At 66.8% G+C, this 25,176-nt stretch carries 24 protein-coding genes and 1 pseudogene; 12 read left to right on the forward strand and 13 right to left on the reverse strand.

What is annotated here, in order from left to right:
* Positions 1-144 precede the first annotated feature (144 nt).
* The 7 genes from PV773_RS23175 to PV773_RS23205 all read right to left on the reverse strand — a co-directional run bounded on the left by PV773_RS23175 (position 145) and on the right by PV773_RS23205 (position 8,126).
* On the reverse strand, positions 145-1,623 hold the full coding sequence (locus PV773_RS23175) for a mannitol dehydrogenase family protein (RefSeq protein ID WP_347968630.1): 1,479 nt from the start codon (positions 1,621-1,623) through the stop codon (positions 145-147).
* A gap of 306 nt (positions 1,624-1,929) precedes the next feature.
* Complete coding sequence (locus PV773_RS23180) at positions 1,930-2,706, reverse strand: L-iditol 2-dehydrogenase (protein WP_347968631.1); 777 nt, start codon at positions 2,704-2,706, stop codon at positions 1,930-1,932.
* Positions 2,703-3,701 (reverse strand): ABC transporter ATP-binding protein, encoded by a 999-nt coding sequence (locus PV773_RS23185; RefSeq protein ID WP_340041607.1) that lies wholly within the window; start codon positions 3,699-3,701, stop codon positions 2,703-2,705. Before PV773_RS23185 ends, PV773_RS23180 begins: the two co-directional genes overlap by 4 nt.
* Before the next feature lie 21 nt (positions 3,702-3,722).
* Positions 3,723-4,547 carry a carbohydrate ABC transporter permease gene (locus PV773_RS23190; protein WP_347968632.1) on the reverse strand — a complete coding sequence of 275 codons (825 nt, stop codon included), beginning with the start codon at positions 4,545-4,547 and terminating at the stop codon, positions 3,723-3,725.
* Between the two features lie 248 nt (positions 4,548-4,795).
* Complete coding sequence (locus PV773_RS23195; protein ID WP_340041609.1) at positions 4,796-5,668, reverse strand: sugar ABC transporter permease; 873 nt, start codon at positions 5,666-5,668, stop codon at positions 4,796-4,798.
* Between the two features lie 79 nt (positions 5,669-5,747).
* The gene (locus tag PV773_RS23200; protein ID WP_347968633.1) at positions 5,748-7,058 is read right to left on the reverse strand and encodes a sugar ABC transporter substrate-binding protein; all 1,311 of its coding nucleotides are present in this window, start codon (positions 7,056-7,058) and stop codon (positions 5,748-5,750) included.
* 168 nt (positions 7,059-7,226) lie between these two features.
* Positions 7,227-8,126 (reverse strand): LysR substrate-binding domain-containing protein, encoded by a 900-nt coding sequence (locus PV773_RS23205; protein ID WP_347968634.1) that lies wholly within the window; start codon positions 8,124-8,126, stop codon positions 7,227-7,229.
* A gap of 118 nt (positions 8,127-8,244) precedes the next feature.
* Between PV773_RS23205 and PV773_RS23210 the strand changes: the two genes are divergently transcribed.
* On the forward strand, positions 8,245-8,427 hold the full coding sequence (locus PV773_RS23210; RefSeq protein WP_347968635.1) for a hypothetical protein: 183 nt from the start codon (positions 8,245-8,247) through the stop codon (positions 8,425-8,427).
* On the opposite strand, the gene PV773_RS23215 is transcribed toward PV773_RS23210, so the two are convergent.
* Complete coding sequence (locus tag PV773_RS23215) at positions 8,424-9,383, reverse strand: sugar-binding transcriptional regulator (protein ID WP_347968636.1); 960 nt, start codon at positions 9,381-9,383, stop codon at positions 8,424-8,426. The two genes, PV773_RS23210 and PV773_RS23215, sit on opposite strands and share 4 nt — an antisense overlap.
* Positions 9,384-9,578: 195 nt before the next feature.
* Between PV773_RS23215 and PV773_RS23220 the strand changes: the two genes are divergently transcribed.
* Together PV773_RS23220 and PV773_RS23225 are read left to right on the forward strand one after the other, a co-directional pair.
* On the forward strand, positions 9,579-10,214 hold the full coding sequence (locus tag PV773_RS23220; RefSeq protein ID WP_347968651.1) for an HAD family phosphatase: 636 nt from the start codon (positions 9,579-9,581) through the stop codon (positions 10,212-10,214).
* Positions 10,215-10,338: 124 nt separating this feature from the next.
* A complete protein-coding gene (locus PV773_RS23225) occupies positions 10,339-10,677 on the forward strand; it encodes a hypothetical protein (RefSeq protein ID WP_347968652.1) in 339 nt (112 codons plus the stop codon).
* A 127-nt stretch (positions 10,678-10,804) separates the two neighbouring features.
* On the opposite strand, the gene PV773_RS23230 is transcribed toward PV773_RS23225, so the two are convergent.
* Positions 10,805-11,365 carry a threonine transporter gene (locus tag PV773_RS23230; RefSeq protein ID WP_347968637.1) on the reverse strand — a complete coding sequence of 187 codons (561 nt, stop codon included), beginning with the start codon at positions 11,363-11,365 and terminating at the stop codon, positions 10,805-10,807.
* A gap of 156 nt (positions 11,366-11,521) precedes the next feature.
* On the opposite strand from PV773_RS23230, the gene PV773_RS23235 reads away from it, so the two are divergent.
* Positions 11,522-12,121, forward strand: coding sequence for a hypothetical protein (locus PV773_RS23235; protein WP_347968638.1), 600 nt, complete (start codon positions 11,522-11,524; stop codon positions 12,119-12,121).
* 24 nt (positions 12,122-12,145) lie between these two features.
* On the opposite strand, the gene PV773_RS23240 is transcribed toward PV773_RS23235, so the two are convergent.
* The 3 genes and pseudogenes from PV773_RS23240 to PV773_RS23250 form a co-directional block, all read right to left on the reverse strand.
* Positions 12,146-12,787: a GntR family transcriptional regulator gene (locus PV773_RS23240; protein ID WP_347968639.1), complete on the reverse strand. Its 642-nt coding sequence runs from the start codon at positions 12,785-12,787 to the stop codon at positions 12,146-12,148.
* Between the two features lie 139 nt (positions 12,788-12,926).
* Entirely contained in the window at positions 12,927-13,229 is a 303-nt protein-coding gene (locus tag PV773_RS23245; RefSeq protein WP_347968640.1) for a hypothetical protein, read from the reverse strand.
* Between the two features lie 77 nt (positions 13,230-13,306).
* A pseudogene (locus PV773_RS23250) lies at positions 13,307-13,651 on the reverse strand (iron-containing redox enzyme family protein); the annotation flags it as partial.
* 310 nt (positions 13,652-13,961) lie between these two features.
* Between PV773_RS23250 and PV773_RS23255 the strand changes: the two are divergent.
* From PV773_RS23255 to PV773_RS23265, 3 genes are read left to right on the forward strand one after another with little or no spacing between them, the layout of a single operon-like run.
* Entirely contained in the window at positions 13,962-14,534 is a 573-nt protein-coding gene (locus tag PV773_RS23255) for a sigma-70 family RNA polymerase sigma factor (RefSeq protein ID WP_347968641.1), read from the forward strand.
* Positions 14,531-15,193 carry an anti-sigma factor gene (locus tag PV773_RS23260; protein ID WP_347968642.1) on the forward strand — a complete coding sequence of 221 codons (663 nt, stop codon included), beginning with the start codon at positions 14,531-14,533 and terminating at the stop codon, positions 15,191-15,193. Before PV773_RS23255 ends, PV773_RS23260 begins: the two co-directional genes overlap by 4 nt.
* Positions 15,190-16,704, forward strand: a complete 1,515-nt coding sequence (locus tag PV773_RS23265; protein WP_347968643.1) for a S8 family serine peptidase — start codon at positions 15,190-15,192, stop codon at positions 16,702-16,704. The genes PV773_RS23260 and PV773_RS23265 overlap by 4 nt, the downstream gene beginning before the upstream one ends.
* A 273-nt stretch (positions 16,705-16,977) precedes the next feature.
* Here the strand turns inward: PV773_RS23265 and PV773_RS23270 are convergent, their stop codons facing one another.
* Entirely contained in the window at positions 16,978-18,006 is a 1,029-nt protein-coding gene (locus tag PV773_RS23270) for a substrate-binding domain-containing protein (protein WP_347968644.1), read from the reverse strand.
* A 353-nt stretch (positions 18,007-18,359) separates the two neighbouring features.
* On the opposite strand from PV773_RS23270, the gene PV773_RS23275 reads away from it, so the two are divergent.
* The 5 genes from PV773_RS23275 (at position 18,360) to ugpC (ending at position 24,878) form a co-directional block, all read left to right on the forward strand.
* A complete protein-coding gene (locus PV773_RS23275) occupies positions 18,360-19,715 on the forward strand; it encodes an ABC transporter substrate-binding protein (protein WP_347968645.1) in 1,356 nt (451 codons plus the stop codon).
* Positions 19,716-19,895: 180 nt separating this feature from the next.
* Positions 19,896-20,912 (forward strand): sugar ABC transporter permease, encoded by a 1,017-nt coding sequence (locus PV773_RS23280; RefSeq protein WP_347968646.1) that lies wholly within the window; start codon positions 19,896-19,898, stop codon positions 20,910-20,912.
* Position 20,913: 1 nt separating this feature from the next.
* Positions 20,914-22,068 carry a carbohydrate ABC transporter permease gene (locus PV773_RS23285; protein ID WP_347968647.1) on the forward strand — a complete coding sequence of 385 codons (1,155 nt, stop codon included), beginning with the start codon at positions 20,914-20,916 and terminating at the stop codon, positions 22,066-22,068.
* A 5-nt stretch (positions 22,069-22,073) separates the two neighbouring features.
* Positions 22,074-23,738 carry an alpha-glucosidase gene (locus PV773_RS23290; RefSeq protein ID WP_347968648.1) on the forward strand — a complete coding sequence of 555 codons (1,665 nt, stop codon included), beginning with the start codon at positions 22,074-22,076 and terminating at the stop codon, positions 23,736-23,738.
* Positions 23,739-23,768: 30 nt separating this feature from the next.
* Entirely contained in the window at positions 23,769-24,878 is a 1,110-nt protein-coding gene (gene ugpC / locus PV773_RS23295) for a sn-glycerol-3-phosphate ABC transporter ATP-binding protein UgpC (protein WP_347968649.1), read from the forward strand.
* The last annotated feature ends 298 nt before the right edge of the window (positions 24,879-25,176 follow it).

Genomic DNA, 25,176 nt, shown 5'->3' on the forward strand with positions numbered 1-25,176 from the left:
CCCGTGGCGAGGCCGCGTCCGGCAAGGGCAGCAGGGCCGCGCTCGGCGGCCTGCAGTTTCGCTGTCGATCGGAGCGCCGCAATTGAGACCATGGCGCGCAGTCTATATGCGCGCCCTGGGCAATTCCAGCGCTGGCCGCCTCGCTCAGAGCGCGCCGTCCAGGTAGCGCGTCAGCGTTTCCCTGGTGCCGAGGCTCCAGAGCGTGCGCAGGCCATGCGCGAAGGCCGCCGCGAAGACCGGCGAGCGTCCGACCTCGCCGTAGATGTCTTCCATGGCGAGCCATGCCTGCGGGTCGTCCTTCGCGGCCTTGGCGGTGGCCTGCATCCGGTCCCAGTTGGGGTCGTTCGGCTCGATGACGGCGCCCGAATCGGTGGTTCCGAAGCAGTAGCGGCACCACAGCGCCGATTCGAGCGCCAGGCCGTTGATGCCGGCCCCGGCCTTCAGCCGGTCGGCGATGGTCGGGATGATGAATTTCGGCTGGCGGTTCGAGCCGTCGAGGCAGAGCCGCCGCACCGTGTCGCCGATCTTGGGGTTGGCGAAGCGCCGTTCGATGAGCTTGCAGTAGTCCTCAAGCACCACGCCCGGCACCGGCGGCACGGTCGGCATGATCTCGTCGCGTTCCAGCGTGGCCAGGAAGGCGCTCACCAGCGGGTGCTGCATCGCTTCGTGAACGAAGTGGATGTCCATCAGCCCGCCGGGATAGGCGATCGTCGCGTGCCCGCCGTTGAGGATCCTGATCTTCATCAGCTCGAAGGGCGCGACGTCCCCGACGAACTGCGCGCCGACCTTTTCCAGCGCCGGCCGTCCGGCGGGGAAACGGTCTTCCAGCACCCATTGCTTGAACGGCTCGCAGAACACCGGCCAGGCGTCGTCGACGCCGAACTGCTCCGCCAGGATCGTGCGCTCGCGATCGGTGGTGGCTGGCGTGATGCGGTCGACCATGCTGTTGGGGAAGGCGACATGTTCCCTGACCCAGTCGGCAAGGCGCTCGTCGATCAGCCGCGCCAGGCCGATCACGGCATCGGCCGTGACGCGGCCATTGTGGGGGATGTTGTCGCAGGACATGACGGTGAATGGAACCGTGCCCTCGTCGCGGCGGCGTATCAGGCCGGCGAGGATCAGGCCGAACACGGTCCGGGGAGCGGCGATGTCGGCGGCGTCGGCGACGATCTGCGGGTGCGTCGGGTTGAACGCGCCCGATGCCGGGTCGATGAAATAGCCGCCCTCGGTGATGGTCAGCGACACGATGCGGATCGCGGGATCGGCGAGCCGGTCGATCACGGCCGCCGTGTCGCCCGGCCTGATGAAGTCGATCATCGCACCGGTGACGCGCGCGCTCATGTGGCCGCTGTCCTGCTCGACCACCGTCGTCAGCCAGTCCTGCCCGGCGAGTTTTTGCCGGCCCGCCTCCTCGGCCGGGAAGACACCGGCGCCGACGATCGCCCAGTCGTGGTCGAGCCCGGCGTCGAACAGCTGGTCGAGATAGACCGCCTGGTGCGAGCGGTGGAAGTTGCCGACGCCGAAATGCAGGATTCCGGCCCTGAGCGCGGCGCGGTCGTAGGCGGGGCGCGCGACGCTGGCGGGAAGGTGGCCAAGAGCCTGGGCCGACAGTTTGATGCTCATGGGATACTTACCCCTTTCTGCCTTCGCCGTGTTGGCACTGACGGTGGCGATGCCCTGCGAGAACGGCAGGGCGGTTGCATGTGAAGCTACCCCCATCCCTAGCCCCTCCCCACAAGGGGAGGGGAATTGGCGCCACGGCCGCCGATCGCGATCATCGTTGATCTTGGTCGCAACGGCGGCGGATGGGTCTCCCTCCCCCTTGTGGGGAGGGGCTAGGGGTGGGGGTCCAAATCCGGTCGGATCTCTCGCGGCATAGACAGGCAAGTGCGTTGGCGTGAATCGGAGAAGCTTGGTACCGGCCCATCTTCAGCTCATCCACTGGCCGCCATCGACGTTGTAGGTCTGGGCGACGATGTATTCGGCCTCGTCGCTGGCGAGGAAGACGGCCATGCCGGTCAGGTCCTCGGCGCGCCCCATGCGGCCGTAGGGCACGGCCTCGCCGACGATGCGCTTCTTCTCGCCGAGCGGCCGGTCCTCGTATTTGGCGAAAAGCGCGTCGACATGGTCCCAGTGCTCGCCGTCGACCACGCCGGGCGCGATGGCGTTGACGTTGATGCGGTGCTTGATGAGGTCGAGCCCGGCCGACTGGGTCAGGCTGATGACGGCGGCCTTGGTGGCGCAGTAGACGGCGACCAGCGCCTCGCCGCGCCGGCCGGCCTGGCTCGCCATGTTGATGATCCTGCCGCCCTGGCCGCGCGCGATCATCGCCTTCGCCGCCGCCTGCAGCGTGAACAGCGTGCCGGCGACATTGACCGCAAACAGCCTGTCGTAGCTCGCCTTGCCGATCTCGACGATCGGCGCGAGGTCGAACAGCGCCGCGTTGTTGACGAGGATGTCGAGCCCTTCCGTCCTGGCCTCGACGGTCCGCACCGCGGCCTCGATGGAATCGAGGTCGGTCACGTCGAGCCTGACGGCGTAGGCGCCGGGGCCGATCTCGCCGGCGGTGCGATCGGCCGCTTCCAGGTTGATGTCGCCGATGGCAACCGTCGCGCCCTCGCGCACATAGGCCTCGGCGAAGGCGCGGCCGATACCGCGCGCCGCACCGGTGATCAGCGCCGACCTGCCCGCGAGCCTGCCGGTCAAAGCGCCCTCCCGTCGGCCCCGAAGCGGTGCAGCTTGGTGGGGTCGGGCGTGAGATAGACCGTGTCGCCGTGCTTGACCCCGACCTCGCCGCTGGCCCGCACGTTGAGGGTGCCGAGGCCGTTGGTGTGGACATGCAGGAAGGTGTCGGCGCCGAGATGTTCGGCGACGCCGACAGTGCCCTGCCAGTCGCCGGCCGTGGTCGAGATGTTGATGTGCTCCGGCCGCACGCCGATGGTGGCGGCACCCTGCCTGGCGGCGGTCGCGCCCTCGATGAAGTTCATCTTCGGCGAGCCGATGAAGCCGGCGACGAAGAGGTTGCGCGGCGAGCGGTAGAGTTCCAGCGGCGATCCGACCTGCTCGATGTTGCCGGCGTTCAGCACCACGATCTTGTCGGCCATGGTCATCGCCTCGACCTGGTCGTGGGTGACGTAGATCATCGTCGTCTTGAGCTGGTGGTGCAGTTCGCTGATCTCGAGCCGCATCGAGCCGCGCAGCGCGGCGTCGAGGTTGGACAGTGGCTCATCGAACAGGAAGGCCGAGGGCTGGCGCACGATGGCGCGGCCGATGGCGACGCGCTGGCGCTGGCCGCCCGACAGCTGGCCCGGCCGCCGGTCGAGATAGTTTGTGAGGTTGAGCACGCGCGCCGCGTCGTTGACCTTGCGGTCGATCGCCGCCTTGTCCTCGCCCGCCATCTTGAGCGGGAAGGCGATGTTGTTGCGCACGGTCATGTGAGGGTAGAGCGCGTAGGACTGGAACACCATGGCGAGCTTGCGCTTGGCCGGCGCCTCGGCGGTCACGTCGCGGCCGTCGATGCTGATGCTGCCGGCGGACGTATCCTCGAGCCCGGCGATCAGGCGCAGCAGCGTGGACTTGCCGCAGCCGGAGGGGCCGACGAAGACGACGAACTCGCCGTCCTCGATCTCCAGGTCGATCTTGGGGATGATCGTCGTCGTTCCGAACGACTTCGACACCTTGTCGAGAACTATGTTGCCCATCGTTTCCTCCCGGGGACTTTTCTATTTGACGGCGCCGAAGGTCAGGCCGCGGACGAGCTGGCGCTGCGAGAACCAGCCCATGATGAGGATCGGCGCGATCGCCAGCGTCGAGGCCGCCGAAAGCTTCGCCCAGAACAGCCCCTGCGGGCTCGAGAACGACGCGATCAAAGCGGTCAGCGGTGCTGCGTTCGCCGCCGAGAGCCGGATCGACCAGAACGCCTCGTTCCAGGCCAGGATGATGTTGAGCAGCAAGGTCGAGGCGATGCCGGGCACCGCCATCGGCGTCAGCACGTAGACGATCTCGTTGAACAGCGTGGCGCCGTCCATCCGCGCCGCCTCGAGGATCTCGCCGGGGATCTCGCGGAAATAGGTGTAGAGCATCCAGATGACGATCGGCAGGTTGATCAGCGTCAGGATGATCGTCAGGCCGAGCCGCGTGTCGAGCAGGCCGGTGTCGCGGAACAAGAGGTACATCGGCACCAGCACGCCGACCGCCGGCATCATCTTGGTCGACAGCATCCACATCAGCACGTCCTTGGTGCGCTTGGTCGGCGAGAACGCCATCGACCATGCCGACGGGATGGCGATGAGCAGCGCGATCAGCGTCGAGCCGACCGAGATCACCACCGAATTCATGAACGGCTTGAAGTAGTCGCGCTGCGACTGCACCTCGACGTAGTTCTCGAAGGTTCCGGACGGCACCAGGCTGATGCCGGCGATGGCCTCGGCCTCGGTCTTGAAGCTGGTGAGCACGGTGTAGAGGATCGGGAAGAAGATCACGAAGGCGACCGCCCACGCCGCGATGGTGAAGCCGATCTTGCGCCTGGTGGAGATTGCGCGTGCCATGACTAGACCTCCCTGGCTCGGAACGAATGGCGAGGATGGATACGCCCACGACGAGGATGGAGACCCCCACCCCTGACCCTTCCCCACGAGGGGGAGGGAGACGAACTCGCCGCGGCTGTGACCAAGACCATCGAAGACCGATGCTGGATGGCCGCGCCGCCAATTCCCCCTCCCCCTTGTGGGGAGGGGTCGGGGGTGGGGGTAAGGACGACGCCGGGCTTCGGCGAAACGGGTCTCATCGCCCCCTCCTACTTGTCGAGATTCTTGCCGACGGCGCGCATCAGGAAGATGGCGACGATGTTGGCGAGGATGACGGCGATCACGCCGCCCGCCGATGCCCCGCCCACGTCGTAGCCCAGCAGCGCCGTGCGGTAGATCAGGAAGGCGAGGTTGGTCGAGGCGTAGCCCGGGCCGCCATTGGTGGTGACCAGGATCTCCGCATAGACGCCAAGCAGGAAGATGGTCTGGATCAGGATGACGACGGTGATGGCGCGGGCCAGGTGCGGCAGCGTCAGGTACCAGAACCGGTTGGCGAAGTTGGCGCCGTCCATCTCGGCCGCCTCCTTCTGCTCCTCGTCGAGCGACTGCAGCGCGGTGAGCAGGATCAGCGTTGCGAACGGCAGCCATTGCCAGGCGACGATGATGACGATCGACAGCAGCGGATATTGCGCGAACCAGTCGACCGGCCTCAGCCCGAAGAACTTGTTGATGTCGGCCAGTACCCCGTAGCCCGGGTGCATGATCATGTTCTTCCACACGAGCGCCGCCACCGGCGGCATGACGAAGAAGGGCGAGATCACCAGGATGCGGACGATGCCCTGGCCGAACATCGGCTGGTCGAGCAGCATCGCCAGCGCGGTGCCGCCGACGACGGTGATGATGAGCACGCCGCCGACGATGACGAGCGTGTTCCAGATCGACTGGAAGAATGCCGGGTCGGTGTAGAAGTACGTGTAGTTGAACAGGCCGGCGAAGCTGACATTGGCGGGATTGAGCAGGTTGTAGTTCTGGAAGGAGAACCACAGCGTCATCACCAGCGGCACGATCATCCACACGAACAGCAGGATGACCGACGGCGCCATCATCAGGCGTGCCAGCGTCCGGGTTTGTCGAGTAGCCATGCGAGCACCCCTTCGGTCGAACCGGTCGGAAAAGGCGGCCGCCCGACTGGGAAACGGGCGGCCGAGGCTCCGGGAGGTTCTATTTTATGTAGCCGGCGCGGGTCATCTCGCGCACCGAGACCTGCTGTGCCTGGGCCAGCGCGTCGTCGACCGACATCTGGCCGGCAAGTGCTGCCGAGAACAGCTGGCCGACCGTCGTGCCCAGGCCCTGGAACTCGGGAATGGCCACGAACTGCACGCCGACATAGGGCACCGGCTTGACGGTGGGCTTGGTCGGGTCGGCCGAGTTGATCGAATCCAGCGTCATCTTGGCGAAGGGCGCCGCCTTCTGGTACTCGGGATTGCCGTAGAGCGAGGTGCGCGTGCCGGGCGGCACGTTGGCCCAGCCCTCCTTCGCTGCGACGAGGTCGAGATAGCCCTTGCTGGTCGCCCAGGCGACGAACTTCTGCGCCGCTTCCGCCTTCTGCGTGCCGGCGGGGATGCCGAGCGACCAGGCCCACAGCCAGTTGCCGCGCTTGCCCAGGCCGGTGTCGGGCGCCAGCGCATAGCCGACCTTGTCGGCGACGGTCGAGTTCTTCGGGTCGGAGACGAAGGAGGCGGCGACGGTGGCGTCGATCCACATGCCGCACTTGCCCTGCTGGAACAGCGCCAGGTTCTCGTTGAAGCCGTTGGACGAGGCGCCCTGCGGGCCGGCGTCGTTCATCAGCTTGACGTAGAAGTCGAGCGTCGACTTCCATTCCGGCTGGTCGAACTGCGGCTGCCACTTCTCGTCGAACCATCGCGCGCCGAACGAGTTCGAGGTGGCCGTCAGGAAGGCCATGTTCTCGCCCCAGCCGGCCTTGCCGCGCAGGCAGATGCCGTTGATGTCGTTGGCGCGGTCGGTCATCTTGCGCGCCGCGTCCGCAATGAATTCCCAGGTCGGCGCGTCGGGCATGGTGAGCCCGGCCTTCTCCATCAGGTCCTTGCGGTACATGACGAAGGAGCTTTCGCCGTAGAAGGGCGCGGCATAGAGCTTGCCGTCGGCCGACAGGCCGCCCCTGATTGCCGGGATGATGTCGTCGACGTCGTAGTCGGCGCCGAGGTTGTCGAGCGGCAGCAGCCATTGCTGCTTGGCCCAGATCGGAACCTCGTAGGTGCCGATGGTGAGCACGTCGTACTGCCCGCCCTTGGTGGCGATGTCGGTGGTGACGCGCTCGCGCAGGACGTTCTCTTCCAGCGTCACCCATTGCAGGTCGATGTCGGGGTTCTTGGCCTTGAAGTCGTCCGTCAGCTTCTGCATCCGGATCATGTCGCCGTTGTTCACCGTGGCGATCGTGATGGTCTCGGCATGCGCGGCGAACGCAAGCGCGCTCGCACCGCACAGGCCCAAAAAGAGCGTGGTCAGTCTCATCGAAATCCTCCCATGGACCAAGGTGAGCATTTGCCTTGGTTGTGAGCAATTATTCACTCGGCATGATTTATGTCAAGCGTGAATCTGCGCGGCCACGCCGCATCGCGCGGCGCCGCCGGCGACGGTGGGGCAGGACGTGAAAACGGAAGGGGTGGAGGGGCGCGCCGCCTATCCGATCGAGCCGGGCCGCGCGATCTCGGCGAGGATCCAGTCGCGGAAGGCTCGGATGTTGGGTGCGTTGCGGCGGGCTTCGGGATAGACCAGCCAGTAGCCCTGGCCGTCGTCGCCGATCAGGTCGAAGGGCTGGATAAGCCGGCCCTCGGCGAGTTCGCTGGTGAAGAAGGCGCGGGTCAGGATGGCGACGCCCTGGCCGGCCATCGCGGCGCTTGCCTCATAGGCCTGGGAGCCCATGCTGGTGTCGGGCCGCCCCGCGAGGCTATCGGCCGGCAGGCCGGCGAGCGCGAACCATCGCTTCCACCAGATGTCGCCCGGATCGAGGATGTTCAGCTTGAGAAGGTCGGCCGGCTCCTTCACCCCGCCGATGCTTTCGGCCAGCTTCGGGCTGAGCATCGGCGTGTACTGGGCGCGGAACAGCCGGTGCGCCACCAGCCCAGGCCACGTGCCGTCGCCCGAGCGGATGCCGACGTCGACGTCCTCGCGCGCGAAGTCGACCATCCGGCTCGACGTGTCGAGCCTCACCGCGATCCCGGGATGGCGCATCTGGAACGAGCCGATGTGGCGGGCCAGCCAGTTCGAGGCGAAGGTCAGCACGGTCGACACGCACAGGGTTCCCGCCGAACCGCCCCGCGCCGCCGCATAGGCCTCGCCGAGGATCGCGAAGGCCTCGCTCGCGGCCGGCGCAAGCCGGCGGCCCACCTCCGTCAGGGCGACCTGGCGCGGGCGGCGCAGGAAGAGCGGCGCGCCGACCCGCTCCTCGAGCAGCTTGATCTGGTAGCTCACCGCCGCCTGGGTCATGCCCAGTTCCGCCGCCGCCTTGGTGAAGCTCGCATGCCGGGCCGCCGCCTCGAACACCCTGATCGCGGTCAATGGCGGCAGTTGCAGGGCCATGATGCATAAGCTCGCTTAATGGGTCCAGGTCGATATTCGATTGGAATTCAAGGCTTTCATGAACCAAATGTCTGGTAAACCCATCAGCAGGCTTAAGCATCGACGGAGGTTCACGATCATGAGCGCAGCACAGGCAAGGCTCAACCATTGCCAGCCGGCATCATGGACCGAAAGGCTTAGTCTGGCGTTCGGCTGGCGCACCCGCTCCCGGCGCATCCTCGATCCGCGCGACCTGTCGGATCATCTCAAGCGCGACATCGGCGTGCTCGACGGCAACGACCCCTGCGGCCGGCGCCTCTAGCCCGCCGCGAGCAGTCCGGCTGCGGTGCGCTCGTCGGTGATGAGGCCGTTGACCAGCCGGCGCGTGACGGCGGCGAGGATGCCCGGCAGCTTGCGCTCGCCCATCGCCAGCGCCACCACCAGCGACCTTTCGCGTGACGGCAGGGGAGCGGAAGCGACCCTGTCGTTGGTGATTCCCTCGATCAGCCGGCCGTCGCGATCGAAGGCCCAGCCGACGATCTCGCCCACGGCGCCTGCCTTCTGCAGCGCCCTCAGTTCCGTTTCGGTGATGAAGCCGTCCTCGTAGAGCGGCGCCTTCGGGCCCATGTCGCCGACGCCGACGAAAGTGACGTTGGCCTGTGCGGCCAGCGCCAGCGTCGGCTGGATCAGCGGTTGGCCGTGCAGCATGCGGCGCTCCTCGGCCGACGAGGCGATCGCCGGCAGCGGCATCGGGAAGCTGCGCGCCTTGATCGTATCGGCCATGGTGAAGATGACGTTGTAGAAGGCGGCCGAGCCGTCCGGCGAGATGTTGCCCGTCAGCGAAACCACCTTGTGCTGCGGGCATTCCATCGGCGGCAGTTGTTCGATCGCCGCCTTCAGCGTGCGGCCTGTGCCGATCGCCATGACGATGGGCTCGGCCGAGCGCAGCCACTTCTCGATCTCGGCCGCCGCCGCCTGGGCGATGCCGATCGTCGTCGACGACGAATCCGGATCGCTCGGCGTCACCTCGACCAGGTCCAGGGCGAAGCGCGACCGCAGCCGTTCGGCGAGGTCGAGGCAGCTGGCGATCGGGTGGTCGACCCGCACCTTGATCAGCCCTTCCGACATGGCCAGCGACACCAGCCGCTGCGCCGTCTGGCGCGAGACGCCGAGCTTGGTGGCGATCTGGTCCTGGGTGTTGCCGGCGACGTAATAGAGCCAGCCGGCGCGGGCGGCGTCGTCGAGCCTGGGATTGGCGCTTTCCTGCCGGGCGCTCATGCTTTATGCCTCTCAATCGACCTGCTTCGCCAGTTTCGCAGGCTTTTGGCCATTGCGCAATTGCCCGATTGATGCGTCATTTGTTCATTGCGCACTTGCTGTGTTATGGTGCGACTGGCCTGACCGCCCTCGACGATTGGCCGGTTCAAGTCGACCTCCGAAGCCTCTATGAACCAGACGAAAGGGGCACGTCCGATGATTCCGAAGGCAGTGTACTGGGACATGGACGGCACGCTGATCGACAGCGAGCCGCTGCACGAGCGGTCGCTCATTGCCGCCCTCCGCAGCGTCGGCATCGAGCCGCCGGTCGACCTGCATGCCCGCGTCGTCGGCCAGGCGGCGCGGCCGGTCTACGAGGTGCTGCGCGACCAGTTCGGGCTGGCGCTCGAGTTCGACGAATGGATCGCCCGCAAATACGACCACTACATGAGCCACGCCCCCGGCCTCTTGCCGCGCGAGGGCGCGATGGAGATCTTCGGCGACCTCAAGGCGCGCGGGGCCGTGCAGGCCATCGTGTCCAATTCCGACCGCATGGTGGTCGACGCCAATCTCAGGGCCGTCGGCCTGCACGAACCGGCGATGCGCACCATCAGCCGCAACGACGTGCGTTGCGGCAAGCCCGACCCCGAGCCCTATCTGCGTGCCGCCTGGCTGACCGGCATCGATCCTGCCGACACGGTGGTGATGGAAGACAGCTTCACCGGGGCGAGCGCCGGCGTGGCCGCCGGCATGCGTACCATCTTCTGGCCGCAGGATCCGGTCGACGGCCCCGACGGCGCCCTGGTTGCGCGCAGTGCGGGCGACGTGCGCGCCTTCCTCGGGCTGAACTGACCCTGGGCTTTCCCTCCGTGCAGAACCCCTGCGCCCCGGTTTCGTAGGTCACGTCGAGGCACTGCACGCTGAGCAGCGGCGGCGGTGCTGGCGAGGCGGCTGGCACGGGGTTGAGCATCGGCAAATTCCTGTCAGGGGAAGGTGGGCGACACCCGGCTGCTTCATCGCTGCCGTCGGCTCCAGCCTGCCCAACACGCGCGAGCTCGACGATCGCGCGATCGCCCGTGCCTCGCTCGTCGCCGTCGAATGGTGCGAGCAGAGCCTGCGCGAAGCCGGCGACCTCGTGCTCGCCGACCCCGCGGCCCTGCCTCGATCCAAGATCGTCGAACTCGGCGAGATCCTCGCCGGCAAGGCGCGTGGCCGCACCGGCGAGGACGAGATCACCATCTACAAGTCCGTCGGGGTAGGCCTCCAGGACATCGCCCTGGCGGGATTGGCCTACAGGTGGATCGTGGGCGGGTAGGGCATTTTGCAGCCGGACGGAATCGTCTGGCGTCGCACGAATGCGGCTGGGAAAATCAGCTCGGGCGGCGGAGCTGCATTCGTCGGAATGCCCGCCGCTCTAGCCGTTGCGGACCGATCGCCGGGCGTCAGGCATGGATCGCACTGATTGCGGCCGCGACCGAGAAGGAGCCGACGATCAGCGCCGCCGCCCTGTAGGAATACTGGCGAAGGGAAACCGGCAGTGCCGCGCCCAGCGCCGTCCAGCCGATACCGGCCAGCGTCGAGAGCAGGACGAAACCGGCCACCCCTCCGGCCGGGCTTTCCGCCATCAGGCTCGGGATGACGATGGTGCCGACCAGCATCGCCTTCGGGTTCAGCATCGTCGTCGCAAGCACGCGCCAGAATGCGCCCTGACGGGCGTCGATGCCCGGCACCACCGGCTGCGACCACAGCCTGACGGCCGAAACGAGCAGCCAGGCCGCAGCGACGGCCTTCATCACGGCGAGCGCTGCCGGCACGTCCCGAACCTGGTCCTGCAGCGCCAGGAAGAGGCTCACCGCGACGGCGTAGCCGAGCGCCTCGGCGAGCGGCAGGTGAAGCGCGTTGCGCAATCCCATCGCCGCGCCAGACGCAGCCAGGATCGTGTTCGTCGGCCCCGGGGTCAGCAGGACGGCAAGCGACGCGGCGACGAAGGGCAGGAAGGACATCGGGGCGTGGTTCCGTGGATCTCGCCTGCCATCTATGCCGATGGGCGGCGGCCGGCCTTGATGCAGGTCAAGCAGGACTTCGCCATGTCTGGACATTGCATGCAAGACCAAGAATGTTGGCAGCCGGTTTCGAATGTTCAATGGTAGTGTCGACAATTGAGCAACAGCGTCGAGATAGTCTTCTCAACATATGGCTGCGGCATTCGCAGCATCGGGACATTCATCCTCATGGCGCTGCTTCTGACTTTCATCGTGATCATCGCGTTCCGTCGGTCGCCGCCGATTGATCCAGAAGAAAAGATCGCTCCGACATTTCCGCAGGGAGTTGATCGACTCGCCACCTATTCGATCTTGGCTCTAGTAACCCTGGCTATCGCTGCGCCTGCATTTGCGATGGCACTTGGTCAGTCGAACACGTCCCTTGTAGCCAACGGAAGTCAGATCGAAGTCCAGGGCTGTGTGCTGGCTCGGCCTTTCCGGGCAGTATTTGATCGGGCCGAGATGTCAGCTACTCTTCGCTACCAGCGGAGGAAGAATAGCAGAGTGATCGCCAGCCTGATTCTCAGGCAGCAGGGTCAGCGCACGGTGCGAGTGGGCCTTGGGGAGGGCCTTGTGGACCAAAAGCTCGCGGAGGTCGTGCCTGAGGCAATGCGATCGTATGCTCAACAACTCAGGGAGGACGGAGAGACGGTGGCGCCGTACCTTCGTCAGTTGCTCGATGAAGTCATGCTGAAACGAACGCTTCCGGCAGCCTGACTCGGGCCGGACTATGTCCCCTCGCTACTCCTGCGGCATCTCCGCGGCATTGTACACGTGCCGCGCCGCCAATAGCGCGGCGAGTTCGCTGTCGCCGGCGATCACGGCGCGCAGGATGCCGGCGTGCTCTTCCCAGGTCTGGCGGCCGCGGCGCCTGCTGATCGGGGCGAACAGCATCACCGTGCGGTCGCGCAGCGAGCGCACCATGTCCTGCAGCACCGAATTGGCGGCGACCGTCGCCAGCGCCTCGTGCAACTCGGTGTTCCGGCGCGAGATCATCACCGGGTCGTCGGTGTCGGCGAGCTTGGCGCCGTCGTCGAGGATCTTCTGCAGCGCCGCGATCTGCTGTGGATCGTGGCGCTTGGCGGCGAGCTTGGCGTTCAGCGCCTCGAGCGTCGCCCGCACCTCCACCAGTTCGCGCTTCTGCTCTTCGCTGAACACGGTGACCGAGGCGCCGCGGCGCGGCTCGATGGTGACGATGCCTTCGGCGGCGAGCTCGCGCAGCGCCTCGCGCACGGGCATGCGCGACACGCCCATCTCCTCGGACAGGCGGCCCTCGACCAGCCTCTCGCCGACGGCGATCTCGCCGCTGACGATGCGCTCGCGCAGCGCGTTGGTGATCAGCTTGGTCAGCGGGGCGTGGATTTCACCCAAAATGGCGGTCATGTGCACTTCCTGGTAGCGGTGCGATTCAACCTGCGGAAGCAGCTCCTACTGGAGGATGATACAGCCGGGCAAGGATTGATTACAATATCCAATCCGCTGCGGCGCTTTGCCCGGTCCCGGCCGATCATGCCGCGATCTCCTATTCCGCCGGCGCCAGCATGTGCTGGAAGTTGAAGGCGTCGGCATAGATGAAGCCGGGGTTGGCGCCGCGCTCGACGAACAGCTTCTTGGCGCTGGCGATCATGGCGGGCGAGCCGCACATGTAGATGGCGTGATCGGAGAAGTCGCCGATGTCCTCGGCCGCCGCCTCCTGCACGTAGCCCTGCCGGCCGGTCCAGTCCGGCCCGGGACGCGACAGCACCGGCACATAGTGGAAGTCGCAGAGACGGTCGCCCCAGGACCGGATCTCGTCGTGCAAATAGAGGTCCTTCTCCGTCCGCATGCCCCAGTAGAGGCTGACCTGTCGCGTAGCGTCGGCGTCTGCTTGCGGTAGATCGACGGCAGCTGGGATTCGAGGCCGACGACGAGGCCGGCGACCGCGACGATCGGGTCTTCGCGCATGGCTACCGCGTAGCACCAGCTCTGCAATGCCCGCGTCGTCGGCGACATGTTGTCGGGGTCGCGCATCCTGTCGGCCGTCGTGCCGCAGGCTTCGCCGAAGCGGATCAGAAGATCGGTGTGGCGGTCGCCGCCGATCTCCTCCTCATACATGTTGGCGAGCAGGAAATCCTTGGCCTCGGTGTAGCCCTCCGGCATGCGCGCGTAGATGTAGCCGAGGTAATCCGCGAACGGTCCGACATAGTGGTAATGGTTCTCCGCCCAGCGGGCGAGGTGCTCGCGGCTCAGCTTGCCGCTGGCCCAGCCGACGCTGAAGGGCGACTAGTTGGCGCTCTTTCTCCTGATGGCATTTTCGAGCGCGGTGCGGAATTCGTCGGGGTTCATGGCGACGGTCATGCGGATGCTCCTAAGGCACGGTAATTTTGGAATACTATATACCAAATTGACCAAGGTGCAAGTCCTCCTCCCGTCGCCGCGTCCATGCGCGCCAGGGTTGCCCGATCCACTGGCAACGTTGCGTCAGTTCGGTTAGCTTGGTGGTGTCCGAAACAAACCGGTGAACCTTTTTGCGGCGACCAGCGACTATGCAGACAGGAGCCCGGCGGTTGCTCCGGCCATGAACATCGCATCCGATCCATTGTCAGATCGCGAGCTCGTCGGCCGGGTCGCAAACGGCGACCGCGCCGCTTTGCGGCTCCTGTTCACGCGTCACCACGCACGGGTCTACCGTTTCGTGGCGCGCCAGACGGGGTCCGAAGCCGTGGCGGATGATGTTGCAAACGAGGTGTTTCTGGAGCTGTGGCGCCAGGCGCCGCAGTTCGAGGGCCGGTCGGAGGTGTCGACCTGGCTGCTCGGCATAGCGCGCTTCAAGGCGCTGTCCCAGCTGCGCAAGCGCAAGGAGGACTGGCTCGACGACGACGATGCGGCGGCCGTGCCCGACGACGCGGACACGCCCGAGGTCGCGGCGATGAAACAGGACAAGGGGGCGGCGCTGCGCCGCTGCGTCGATGCGCTCGCCGAGGAGCATCGCACCGTCGTCGACCTCGCCTATTACCATGGCAAATCGGTGACCGAGATCGGCGACATCCTCGACATTCCCGTCGCCACCGTGAAGACGCGGATGTTCTACGCCCGCAAGAAGCTGGGCGAGGCCTTGAAGGCCGCCGGATACGACAGGGGGTGGCCATGAGCGCTGCCGAAAAGATGACCCGCCGCGACGAGATCGAGACGCTGCTGCCCTTCTATCTGAACGGCACGCTGGAAGGCGCCGAGCTCGCCACCGTCGAGGACTGGCTCGCCACCGATCCGGCGGCGCCCGCGGCACTCGAGGCCGCCGAGGCCGAGTTTTCCGGGGCGCTCGCCGCCAACGAGGCGATCCGGCCGCCGGCCGATGCGCTGAGCCGCTTCTCGAAGCTGCTCGAAGCCGAGGCCGGGCCGGTGCGCGAACCGCGCGCGCAGTCGCTGCTGTCGCGTGCCTGGCAGGGCTTCATGGGCCTGCCGGTCGGCGTCGCCTGGGCGGCGGCCGCTGCCCTGCTCGCCTTCGTCGTGGTGCAGGGCGCGATCGAGCGGCCGGGCACGGGCAACGACGTCGAGGTCGCCGGTACCGGCGAGGAGACCGCGAAGCAGCCCTTCGTGCTGGTCACCTTCAAGCCGGATGCCAGGATGTCCGACATCGCCGCCCTTCTCGGCGACAACGGCGCCTCGATCATCGGCGGGCCGACGGCGAGCGGCGTCTTCCGCGTCGCGATCGCCGCCGACAAGGCAGCCGACTTCGACCGCGTCGTGGCGGCGATTTCCTCGGCGTCCTTTGCCGATACGGTAACGATCGGGAGGAAGCCGGCCGAATGAGCCCGGGCGCGCACGTTCTGCGGTTCCTGCTGGCGGCGAGCCTGCTCGCCGCCGCCCCCGCGCGTGCCCAGACCAACGACCCGAACCTGACGCCCGAGCAGCTCGACTGCCTCAGCCGCGCCACCGCCGCCACCGGCGGCGACTGTTTGAAGCCCGGCGCCCGGCCGGCCCCGGGCGGCCCCGCGCCGGAGGGCGGCCGCTTGCCCGGCGCCGTCAGCCTGCCCGAACTCCTGGTCGACCTGTTCCCGAATCCCGGCGATTTCCCCGGCGTGCCCTCGGGCGGCCAGTCCGCCGTGCCCTTGCCCACGCCCAATCCGCAGCGCGACCCCGCCGCGCCTGCCGATCCCTCAGGCGGCGGCGCCCCGGCCGTCGCCTCCGCCACCCCGCAGGCATCGCCCGGCGGCACCCCGCCCGGCAGCCTGGCGACCAGCGTGCTGGCCGCGCCGCCGCGCGCCGTCTCCGGCGCGTTCGTGCCCGACGAGGTGCTGGCGACTATCGACGGCGGCCCGGCGGTGGCGCAGGCGGTCGCCGCCGATTTCGGCCTCGAGATCCGGTCGCAGCGCCAGTCGGTCCTGCTCGGCACCAGCCTCGTGCGCTTCGGCATTCCCGACGGCCGCCCCGTCGGCGTCGTGCTCGCCCAGCTCGCCGGCGACGGCCGTACGACTTCGCGCGAGCCCAACCACATCTACGACCTGCAGCAGGCGGCGGCGTCCCCGGGCTTTGCCTTCCAGCGCATCTCGCTCGACGAGGCCGAGGCCAATGGCGAGAACGTCGGTGTCGCCGTCATCGACACGGCGATCGACGACACCCATCCAGCGCTCGAGGGGGTGATCGCCGCAAGCTTCGATGCCATGCCCGGCGTCAAGGTCACCGCCCGCGACCATGCCACCTCGGTCGCCGGGCTGATTGCCGGCACGGGCAGCTTCAAGGGCATGGCGCCGGGTTCGAAGGTCTTCCACGCGCGCGCCTTCGAGGGCGGCAAGTCCAACATGGAGACCATCCTCAACGCGCTGGACTGGGCGGCCGAGCAGGACGTGCGCATCGTCAACATGAGCTTCGTCGGGCCGAAGAACGCGCTGCTCGAACAGGCTTGCCTCGCCGCGCGCGCCCGCGGCCTGATCCTGGTCGCCGCCGCCGGCAACAATGGCCCAGGCGCGCCCTACGGCTATCCGGCCGCCTACGATGGCGTCATCGCCGTCACCGCCACCGACGCCAAGGACGGGCTGATGAAGCAGGCCAACCGCGGTCCCTATGTCTATGTCTCCGCCCCCGGCGTTGATGTGCTCGCGCCCGTCGGCGGCGGCACCGATCTCGTCACCGGCACGTCCTTCGCGGCAGCCGTCGTCAGCGGCGCCATCGCCAACCTCCTGCATCGCGAGCCCGAACGCTCGGCCGCCTGGGTCGAGAAGGCGCTCGCCGACACCGCCACCGACCTCGGCGACAAGGGCCGCGACACCGACTTCGGCTTCGGGCTCATCAACACCAAGGCGGCGCAGGCGGCGAAGGAGTGACGGCTTCCTTCTCCCCGTTCACGGGGAGAAGGTCCCGGCAGGGGGATGAGGGGCAGCGCGAGGCTCCTGAAGGCACTCGTCGGTCCAATCGATGACCTACCCCCACCCCTAACCCCTCCCCACAAGGGGGAGGGGACCGCAAGCGCCTGAGCCCGCAACTGCCGACAAGTAGGGGCTGGTGTCATGCCGCTTCGTAAAGCCTGGCGGCCGTCGTCGGAATCCCCCTCCCCCTTGTGGGGAGGGGTTAGGGGTGGGGGTACTTCCCTTTCGAACTCAAACGACCTGCCGCGCCCCCGCGATCGACCCGCGCACCACCAGGTCCACCGGCCAGACCTCGCCGCGCGCCCCGTCCTCCAGACCCGAGATCCGCGCCGCCAGCCGCTCGGCGACACGCGCGCCGGCCGCGCGGATGGACGAGCGCGTGGTCGACAGCGGCACCGGAAAATTCTCCGGCTTCAGCCACGGAAAGACGTCGTCGTGGCTGATCAGCGACACGTCGCCGGGGATCGAAAGATTGAGGTCGCGCACTGCCCGCACCACGCCCAGCGACATGTGCAGGCTCGAGCAGACGATCGCGGTCGGGGCGTCGGCGGTCTCCAGCAGGCTGCGCGCGGCACGGTAGCCGTTCTCCTCGGTCATCACCGCCGAGCGGACGTGCCGCGGCTCGAGCGCGAGCCCGCTGCTGGCGAGGGCACGGCTCACCCCGCGTTCGCGGAAGATGGCGAAGGTCTGGGTGTCGTCGCCGTTGATCAGGCCGACGCGCCTGTGGCCGAGCTGGACGAAGAGCCGGGTGGCGTCGTGGAAGGCGCCCTCGTTGTCGATGTCGATGAAGGGGTAGTCGAAGTCGAGCCCCTCGCTGCGGCCGTGCACGATGAAGGGGATGCCGAGCTGGTGGACGAGCGCGATGCGCCGGTCGGCGCGGCGCGGGGCGGAGATGTAAAGCGCATCCACCTGCTTGTTCGCCACCACCCGCCGGTAGGTCGTCTCCTCCTCGGCGGCGTCGGCCGGGCTCAGCACCAGGTCGAGCTCGTGGCCGCGCGCATAGTCGCCCAGCCCCGACAGGAACTCGACGAAATGCGGATCGATGTCGACGGCGGCGCCCGTCGGCAGCACGTAGCCGATCATGCCGGCCTTGCCGGTCGCCAGCCGCCGCGCACTCGGATTCGGCCGGTAGCCGTGGCGCTTGGCGGCGTCCATCACCCGCCGGCGCGTCTCCTCGCTGACCTCGGGATAGCCGTTCAGGGCACGGCTCACCGTCGTCTGCGAAAGTTCGAGCATTTTCGACAGCTGTTTGAGGTTCACCGTGGCCTCGAATTCCAAAGCGCTTTAAATCGTGCCGCTCGCCTTGTCGGGCGGATGCTGGCTGCATGCGGTCACGATAGGCGCGTCGAAAGCCGCTTTGAAGCAAAATTTGCTGCTGCAATGCCAAAAAACCGTGCTGCGGCGCACATGCCGGCCGAATTTAAATCGATTAATTGCGCGCAGCTCTTGACTCGCGGTCATTTCGATGGCGTGATGAAAGAAGCCAAAGCGCTTTGAGATGCCCTAACGTCAGCGAGTTGCAGGCGGCGCGATACTGGAGCATTGTTCGAGGCGGTGTCGGCGGGCGGAATGGAGGTTCCGTCCGGAGTTTTCTATTCACTGGGAGGAAGACCATGAAGAAGACCCTGATGCTGGGGGTGGCGCTGGCGGCCTTTGCCTACACGGCGCCCGCGTCGGCGGAGCTGAAATTCAAGCCGGGCGAGGACGCCCGCTTCACCTGGACCAATTTCGACGAACTCAAGAAGGTCGATCTCAAGGGCGAGACGCTGACCATCTTCGGGCCGTGGCGCGGCGAGGACGAGGCGCTGGCCCGCTCGGTGCTCGTCTACTTCAGCGAGGCCACGGGCGCCGAGATCAAATATTCCTCGTCCGAGAACTACGAACAGCAGATCGTCATCGACACGCAGGCCGGCAGCCCGCCCAACATCGCCATCCTGCCGCAGCCCGGCCTGATCCAGGATCTCGCCTCCAAGGGCCTGCTCACCCCGCTCGACGAGGGCACCGCCAATTTCGTCAAGGAGAATTACGGCGCCGGCCAGTCCTGGGTCGATCTCGGCACCTACAAGGACAAGGACGGCAAGCCGGGCTTCTACGGCTTCCCCTTCAAGGCCGACCTGAAGTCGCTGGTCTGGTACGTGCCGGAGAATTTCGAGGAAGCCGGCTATGAGGTTCCCAAGACCTGGGAGGACTTGCAGGCCCTGACCGACAAGATCGTCGCCGACGGCGGCGTGCCGTGGTGCATCGGCCTCGGCTCCGGCGGCGCCACCGGCTGGCCGGCCACCGACTGGGTCGAGGACATCATGCTGCGCACGCAGGCGCCGGACGTCTACGACAAGTGGACCCGAAACGAGATCCCGTTCAACGATCCGGCCGTGGTCAACGCCCTCGACATCTTCGCCAAGATCGCCACCAACGACAAATATGTCGACGGCGGCAAGGCGGCGGTCGCCGCGACCGACTTCCGCGACAGCCCCAAGGGCCTCTTCGCCGTTCCGCCCAAGTGCTACCTGCACCGCCAGGCGTCGTTCATCTCGTCCTTCTTCCCCGAAGGCACCAAGCTCGGCGAGGACGCCGACTTCTTCTACCTGCCGCCGATGGCCGCCAAGCCCGAGCTCGGCAATCCGGTGCTCGGCGGCGGTACGCTGTTCACCATCGCCAAGGACTCCAAGGCCGCGCGCGCCTTCATCGACTTCCTGAAGATGCCGCTCGCCCATGAGGTCTGGATGGCGCAGTCGGGCTTCCTCACCCCGCTCAAGACGGCCAACAAGGAGGCCTATGCCAACGACGCGCTGAAGAAGCAGGGCGAGATCCTGGTCAACGCCTCGACCTTCCGCTTCGACGGCTCCGACCTGATGCCCGGCAAGATCGGCGCCGGCGCCTTCTGGACCGGCATGATCGATCTCGTCGGCGGCAAGGCTCCGGCCGACGTCGCCGCCGACATCCAGAAGAGCTGGGACGCGATCAAGTAAGGGCGCCGGCGGGCTTGGAGCAGTACCCGCTCATCCGCCCTCCGCTTTCGCCCCTTCGGCAAGCTCAGGGACACCCTCTCCCCCGATGGGGAGAGGAGGCCACGTAGCGGCCGGAGGAGGGGCTCGGTCCTTCTGACGTATCCCGCGCACGAACCAGCCCGTTGAAAAGGGACTGATCCCATGACGGCACAGATACTTTCGGCCATCTTCACGGTCATCGTCGGCGTCGGCGGCTGCGTCGCCTATTTCTGGGGCGCCAACAAGCTCCTCGACGTCGTCTTCCCCTCGCGCGGCGTGTCCGGCACGGCGGCGGTCGACAATCTCCGCCGCCAGGGCATGATCCGTCCGTGGCTCTTCGTCGGCCCGGCGCTGCTCATCGTCACCGTCTACCTCATCTATCCGGTGATCGACACGCTGCGGCTGTCTTTCATGGACCGCACCGGCCAGAACGTGGTCGGCCTCGCCAACTACAGCTGGGCCTTCGGCGACCGCGAGTTCCGCAACTCGATCTTCAACAACCTGCTCTGGCTGATCGTCGTGCCGGCGGCCTGCACCTTCCTCGGCCTGATCATCGCAGTCCTCACCGACAAGATCTGGTGGGGCAACATCGCCAAAAGCCTGGTGTTCATGCCGCTCGCCATCTCGTTCGTCGGCGCCAGCGTCATCTGGAAGTTCGTCTACGAATACCGCGCCGAGGGGCAGACGCAGATCGGTATCCTCAACGCCGTCGTGCAATATTTCGGCGGCGCCCCGCAGGTGTGGATCTCGACGCCCTTCTGGAACAACTTCTTCCTGATGGTCATCCTGATCTGGATCCAGACCGGCTTCGCTATGGTCATCCTGTCCTCGGCCCTGCGCGGCATCCCCGAAGAGACCATCGAGGCCGCCGTCATCGATGGCGCCAACCCGTTCCAGATCTTCTGGAAGATCATGGTGCCGCAGATCTGGGGCACGATCGCCGTTGTCTGGACCACCATCACCATCCTCGTCCTCAAGGTCTTCGACATCGTGCTCACCATGACCAACGGCCAGTGGAACAGCCAGGTGCTCGCCAACCTGATGTTCGACTGGATGTTCCGCGGCGGCGGCGACTTCGGCCGCGGCGCCACGATCGCCGTCATCATCATGCTGGCCGTCGTGCCGATCATGGTCTGGAACATCCGCCAGGCCAATCGCGAAGGCGGGGGAGGGCACTGACATGTCCAGTCCAAGCGGAAAGTCCTTCCTGGGCCGCTTCGGCGTCCACATCGCCGTGTTCGTCTTCGTCGCGATCTGGACCATCCCGACGCTCGGAATCCTGGTGAGTTCCTTGCGCGACAAGGACCAGCTCGTCGTCTCCGGCTGGTGGACGGCGCTGTCCACCTCCTCCGAGACCCAGGCGGGGCGCACCGACGCCGCCGACAAGCAGGTCGAGAAGGACGGCAGGTTCCTGATCATGGGCAATCTGTTCGGCGCCGGCGACGCCCGCACCCTGACCGCCTTCGGCACGCGCGCCCAGCAGCCGACCCAGTACGCGGCCGGCGAGACGGCCGATCTCGGCGAGGGGGTGACGCTGCAGGTCGGCGAGGACGGCGCTTACGTCATGTCCTCGCCCAGGGCCTTCGAGGGCAGCCGCGGCCAGCGCGTCTACTATTCGGCGTCGATGCCGCCGCGCTTCACCACCGAGAACTACCAGTCGGTGCTGTTCTCGGAAGGCATCGGCCGCTCCTTCATCAATTCCCTGACGGTGACGATCCCGTCCACCATCATCCCGATCCTGATCGCCGCCTTCGCCGCCTATGCGCTCGCCTGGATGCGCTTTCCCGGCCGCGCGCTCTTGATTGCCGTCATCATCGGCCTGCTCGTCGTGCCGCTGCAGATGTCGCTGATCCCGCTGCTCAAGCTCTACAACGGCGTCGGCCTGTTCTTCGGCGTGCCGGCCAAGACCTATCTCGGCATCTGGCTGGCGCATACCGGCTTCGGCCTGCCCTTCGCCATCTACCTGCTCAGGGCCTACATCGCCGGCCTGCCGCGCGAGATCATGGAATCGGCCCGCATCGACGGCGCCAGCGACTTCGAGATCTTCGTCAAGATCGTGCTGCCGCTGTCCTTCCCGGTGCTCGCCTCCTTCGCCATCTTCCAGTTCCTCTGGGTCTGGAACGACCTGCTCGTGGCGATGGTGTTCCTGCGCGCCGACGCCGACCAGATCGTGCTCACCGCCAAGCTCAACAACTTGCTCGGCTCGCGCGGCGGCGACTGGGAAATCCTCACCACCTCGGCCTTCGTCACCATCATCGTGCCGCTGGTCGTGTTCTTCTCGCTCCAACGCTATTTCGTCCGCGGCCTGCTCGCGGGCTCGGTCAAGGGAGGCTAGCTCCAATGCAGTCCGCCGTGCGCAAAATCGAAAATCCCGTTCCCGCAGTGGATCGCGACTGGTGGCGGGGGGCGGTGATCTACCAGATCTACCCCCGCAGCTTCCAGGACTCGAACGGCGACGGCATCGGCGACCTCAAGGGCATCATCTCCCGCCTGCCGCACATCGCGGCACTCGGCGCCGACGCGGTCTGGATATCGCCCTTCTTCAAGTCGCCGATGAAGGATTTCGGCTACGACATCTCGGACTATCTCGACATCGACCCGATGTTCGGCACGCTCGCCGACTTCGACGCCATGATCGCCGAGGCGCACCGCCTCGGCCTCAAGGTGATGATCGACGGCGTCATCTCGCACACCTCCGACCTGCACCCCTGGTTCAAGGAAAGCCGCTCGAGCCGCGACAACGCCAAGGCCGACTGGTACGTCTGGGCCGACGCCAGGCCCGACGGCAGCCCGCCCAACAACTGGCTGTCGATCTTCGGCGGCTCGGCCTGGCAGTGGGACACCAGGCGCATGCAGTATTACCTGCACAACTTCCTCGCCGAGCAGCCGGACCTCAACTTCCACAACCGCGACGTCCAGGACGCGCTGCTCGACGTCACCCGCTTCTGGCTCGACCGCGGCGTCGACGGCTTCCGCCTCGACACCATCAACTTCTACTTCCACTCCGCCGGCTTGGAGGACAATCCGCCGCTGCCGCCGGAACAGCGCAACGACCAGACCGCGCCGGCGGTGAATCCCTACAATTTCCAGGACCACATCTACGACAAGAGCCGGCCGGAAAACCTCGACTTCCTCGCCCGCTTCCGCGCCGTGCTCGACGAGTATCCGGCGGCGGCAGCCGTCGGCGAGGTCGGCGATTCCCAGCGCGGCCTCGAGGTCGTCGCCTCCTACACCGGCGGCGGCGACAAGGTGCAGATGTGCTACGCCTTCGACTTCCTGGCGCCTGAGAAGATCAGCGCCGCCAAGGTCCGCACCGTGCTGGAGGATTTCGGCCGCGTCGCCAGCGACGGCTGGTCGTGCTGGGCCTTCTCCAATCACGACGTCGTCCGCCACGCCTCGCGCTGGGGCATGGGCGAGGCCGACCGCACCGCATATCTCAAGGTCGTCTCCGCACTTCTGATGTCGCTGCGCGGCTCGGTCTGCATCTACCAGGGCGAGGAGCTCGGCCTGACCGAGGCCAACCTCGCCTTCGAGGACCTGCAGGATCCCTACGGCATCCGCTTCTGGCCGGAATTCAAGGGCCGCGATGGCTGCCGCACACCGATGGTCTGGAACAAGGATGCCGCCAATGGCGGCTTCTCCAAAGCCAGGCCCTGGCTGCCTGTGCCGCAGGAGCACGTCGCCAAGGCCGTCGACACGCAGGCCGGCGATCCCGCCTCGCTGCTCGAACACTACCGCCGCTTCCTCGCCTTCCGCCGTTCGCATCCGGCGCTCGCCAAGGGCGACATCCGCTTCTTCGACGTCGAGGGCGATGCCGTCGCCTTCAGCCGCCGCGAGGGCAACGAGGAGATCGTCTGCGCCTTCAACCTCGGCAGCGCGCCGGCGACCGTCGATCTCGGCGGCCGCGGTCTGCAGGCACTGCCGGGGCACGGGTTCGACGGCAAGACGGACGCCGGCACGGTCCGGCTCGGTGGCTACGGCGCCTGGTTCGGGCGCTTCGCCTGACCGGCTCAAGATAGATTCTGGGAGGAAACCATGGCCGATCTAACGCTCAGGGACGTCACGAAGTCCTACGGCAACCTGAACATCCTTCATGGCATCGACCTCGACATCAAGTCGGGCGAGTTCATCGTCTTCGTCGGCCCCTCGGGCTGCGGCAAGTCGACTTTGCTGCGCTCCATCGCCGGCCTCGAGGAGATCACCTCGGGCGAACTCCACATTGCCGGCGAGCGGGTCAACGACGTGCCCCCGTCCAAGCGCGGCATCGCCATGGTGTTCCAGTCCTACGCGCTCTATCCGCACATGACGGTCTACGACAACATGGCCTTCGGCATGAAGATCGCCAAGGAAAGCAAGGCCGAGATCGACAAGCGGGTACGTGCCGCGGCCGAGATCCTGCAGCTGACCAAATATCTCGACCGCCTGCCCAAGGCGATGTCGGGCGGCCAGCGCCAGCGCGTCGCCATCGGCCGCGCCATCGTGCGCAATCCCAGGGTCTTCCTGTTCGACGAACCGCTGTCCAACCTCGACGCCGCCCTTCGCGTCGCCACCCGCATCGAGATCGCCAAGCTCAAGGAATCGATGCCCCAGACCACGATGATCTACGTCACCCACGACCAGGTCGAGGCGATGACGCTGGCCGACCGCATCGTCGTGCTCAAGGATGGCCGCATCGAGCAGGTCGGCACGCCGATGGAGCTCTACAAGCACCCGGGCAACCTCTTCGTCGCCCAGTTCATCGGCTCGCCGGCCATGAACATCCTGCCGGCCACCATCGACCGCGCCGGCGAGACGAGCCTGGTTTCCCACGTCGCCGGCCGCAAGACGCCGGTGCCGATCGCGACGCCGGCGGATGCCCAGGGCAAGGCCGTCAGCTTCGGCGTCCGCCCCGAGGATCTCTTTGTCGCCACGTCGGACGACTTCCTGTTCGAGGGCATGGTCGACTACATCGAGCAGCTCGGCGAGGTGCAGCTCGTCTATGTCGACATCGGCCGCGGCGACCAGCCGTTGACCGCCAAGCTGCCAGGCAATGTCGAGATCAAGCGCGGCACCGTCATCCGGCTTGCCGCCAGCCCTGACGACCTGCACATCTTCGACGCCGACGGCCGCTCCTACGACCGCCGCCGCACCGCGGTCGCGGCGTAGGTTTTCAACGACGGCAGCGGCGATCCCCCGCAGGGAGGAGATGTCCGGCAGGACAGAACGGGCAAGGGATGAGGCGCTGCCTCTTGCGTTCGTCATCCCAGGGCAGAGTAGGCGCGCCAGCGCCGTCGCGGAGACCTGGGATCCATGCCGTGATCTCTGTTCGCGCGTGGACATCTTTTCCACGCCGGGAGATTTTTTTCTCTCCAGCGCGCCATTCCTTTGGCCCTTTCGGCGACCACGCCTGGCCGGCCAATCGCATGTGAAGCGACCCCCACCCCTGACCCCTCCCCACAAGGGG

Origin of the sequence: Mesorhizobium sp. CC13 (assembly GCF_039907765.1) — a bacterium.
GTDB lineage: Bacteria > Pseudomonadota > Alphaproteobacteria > Rhizobiales > Rhizobiaceae > Aminobacter.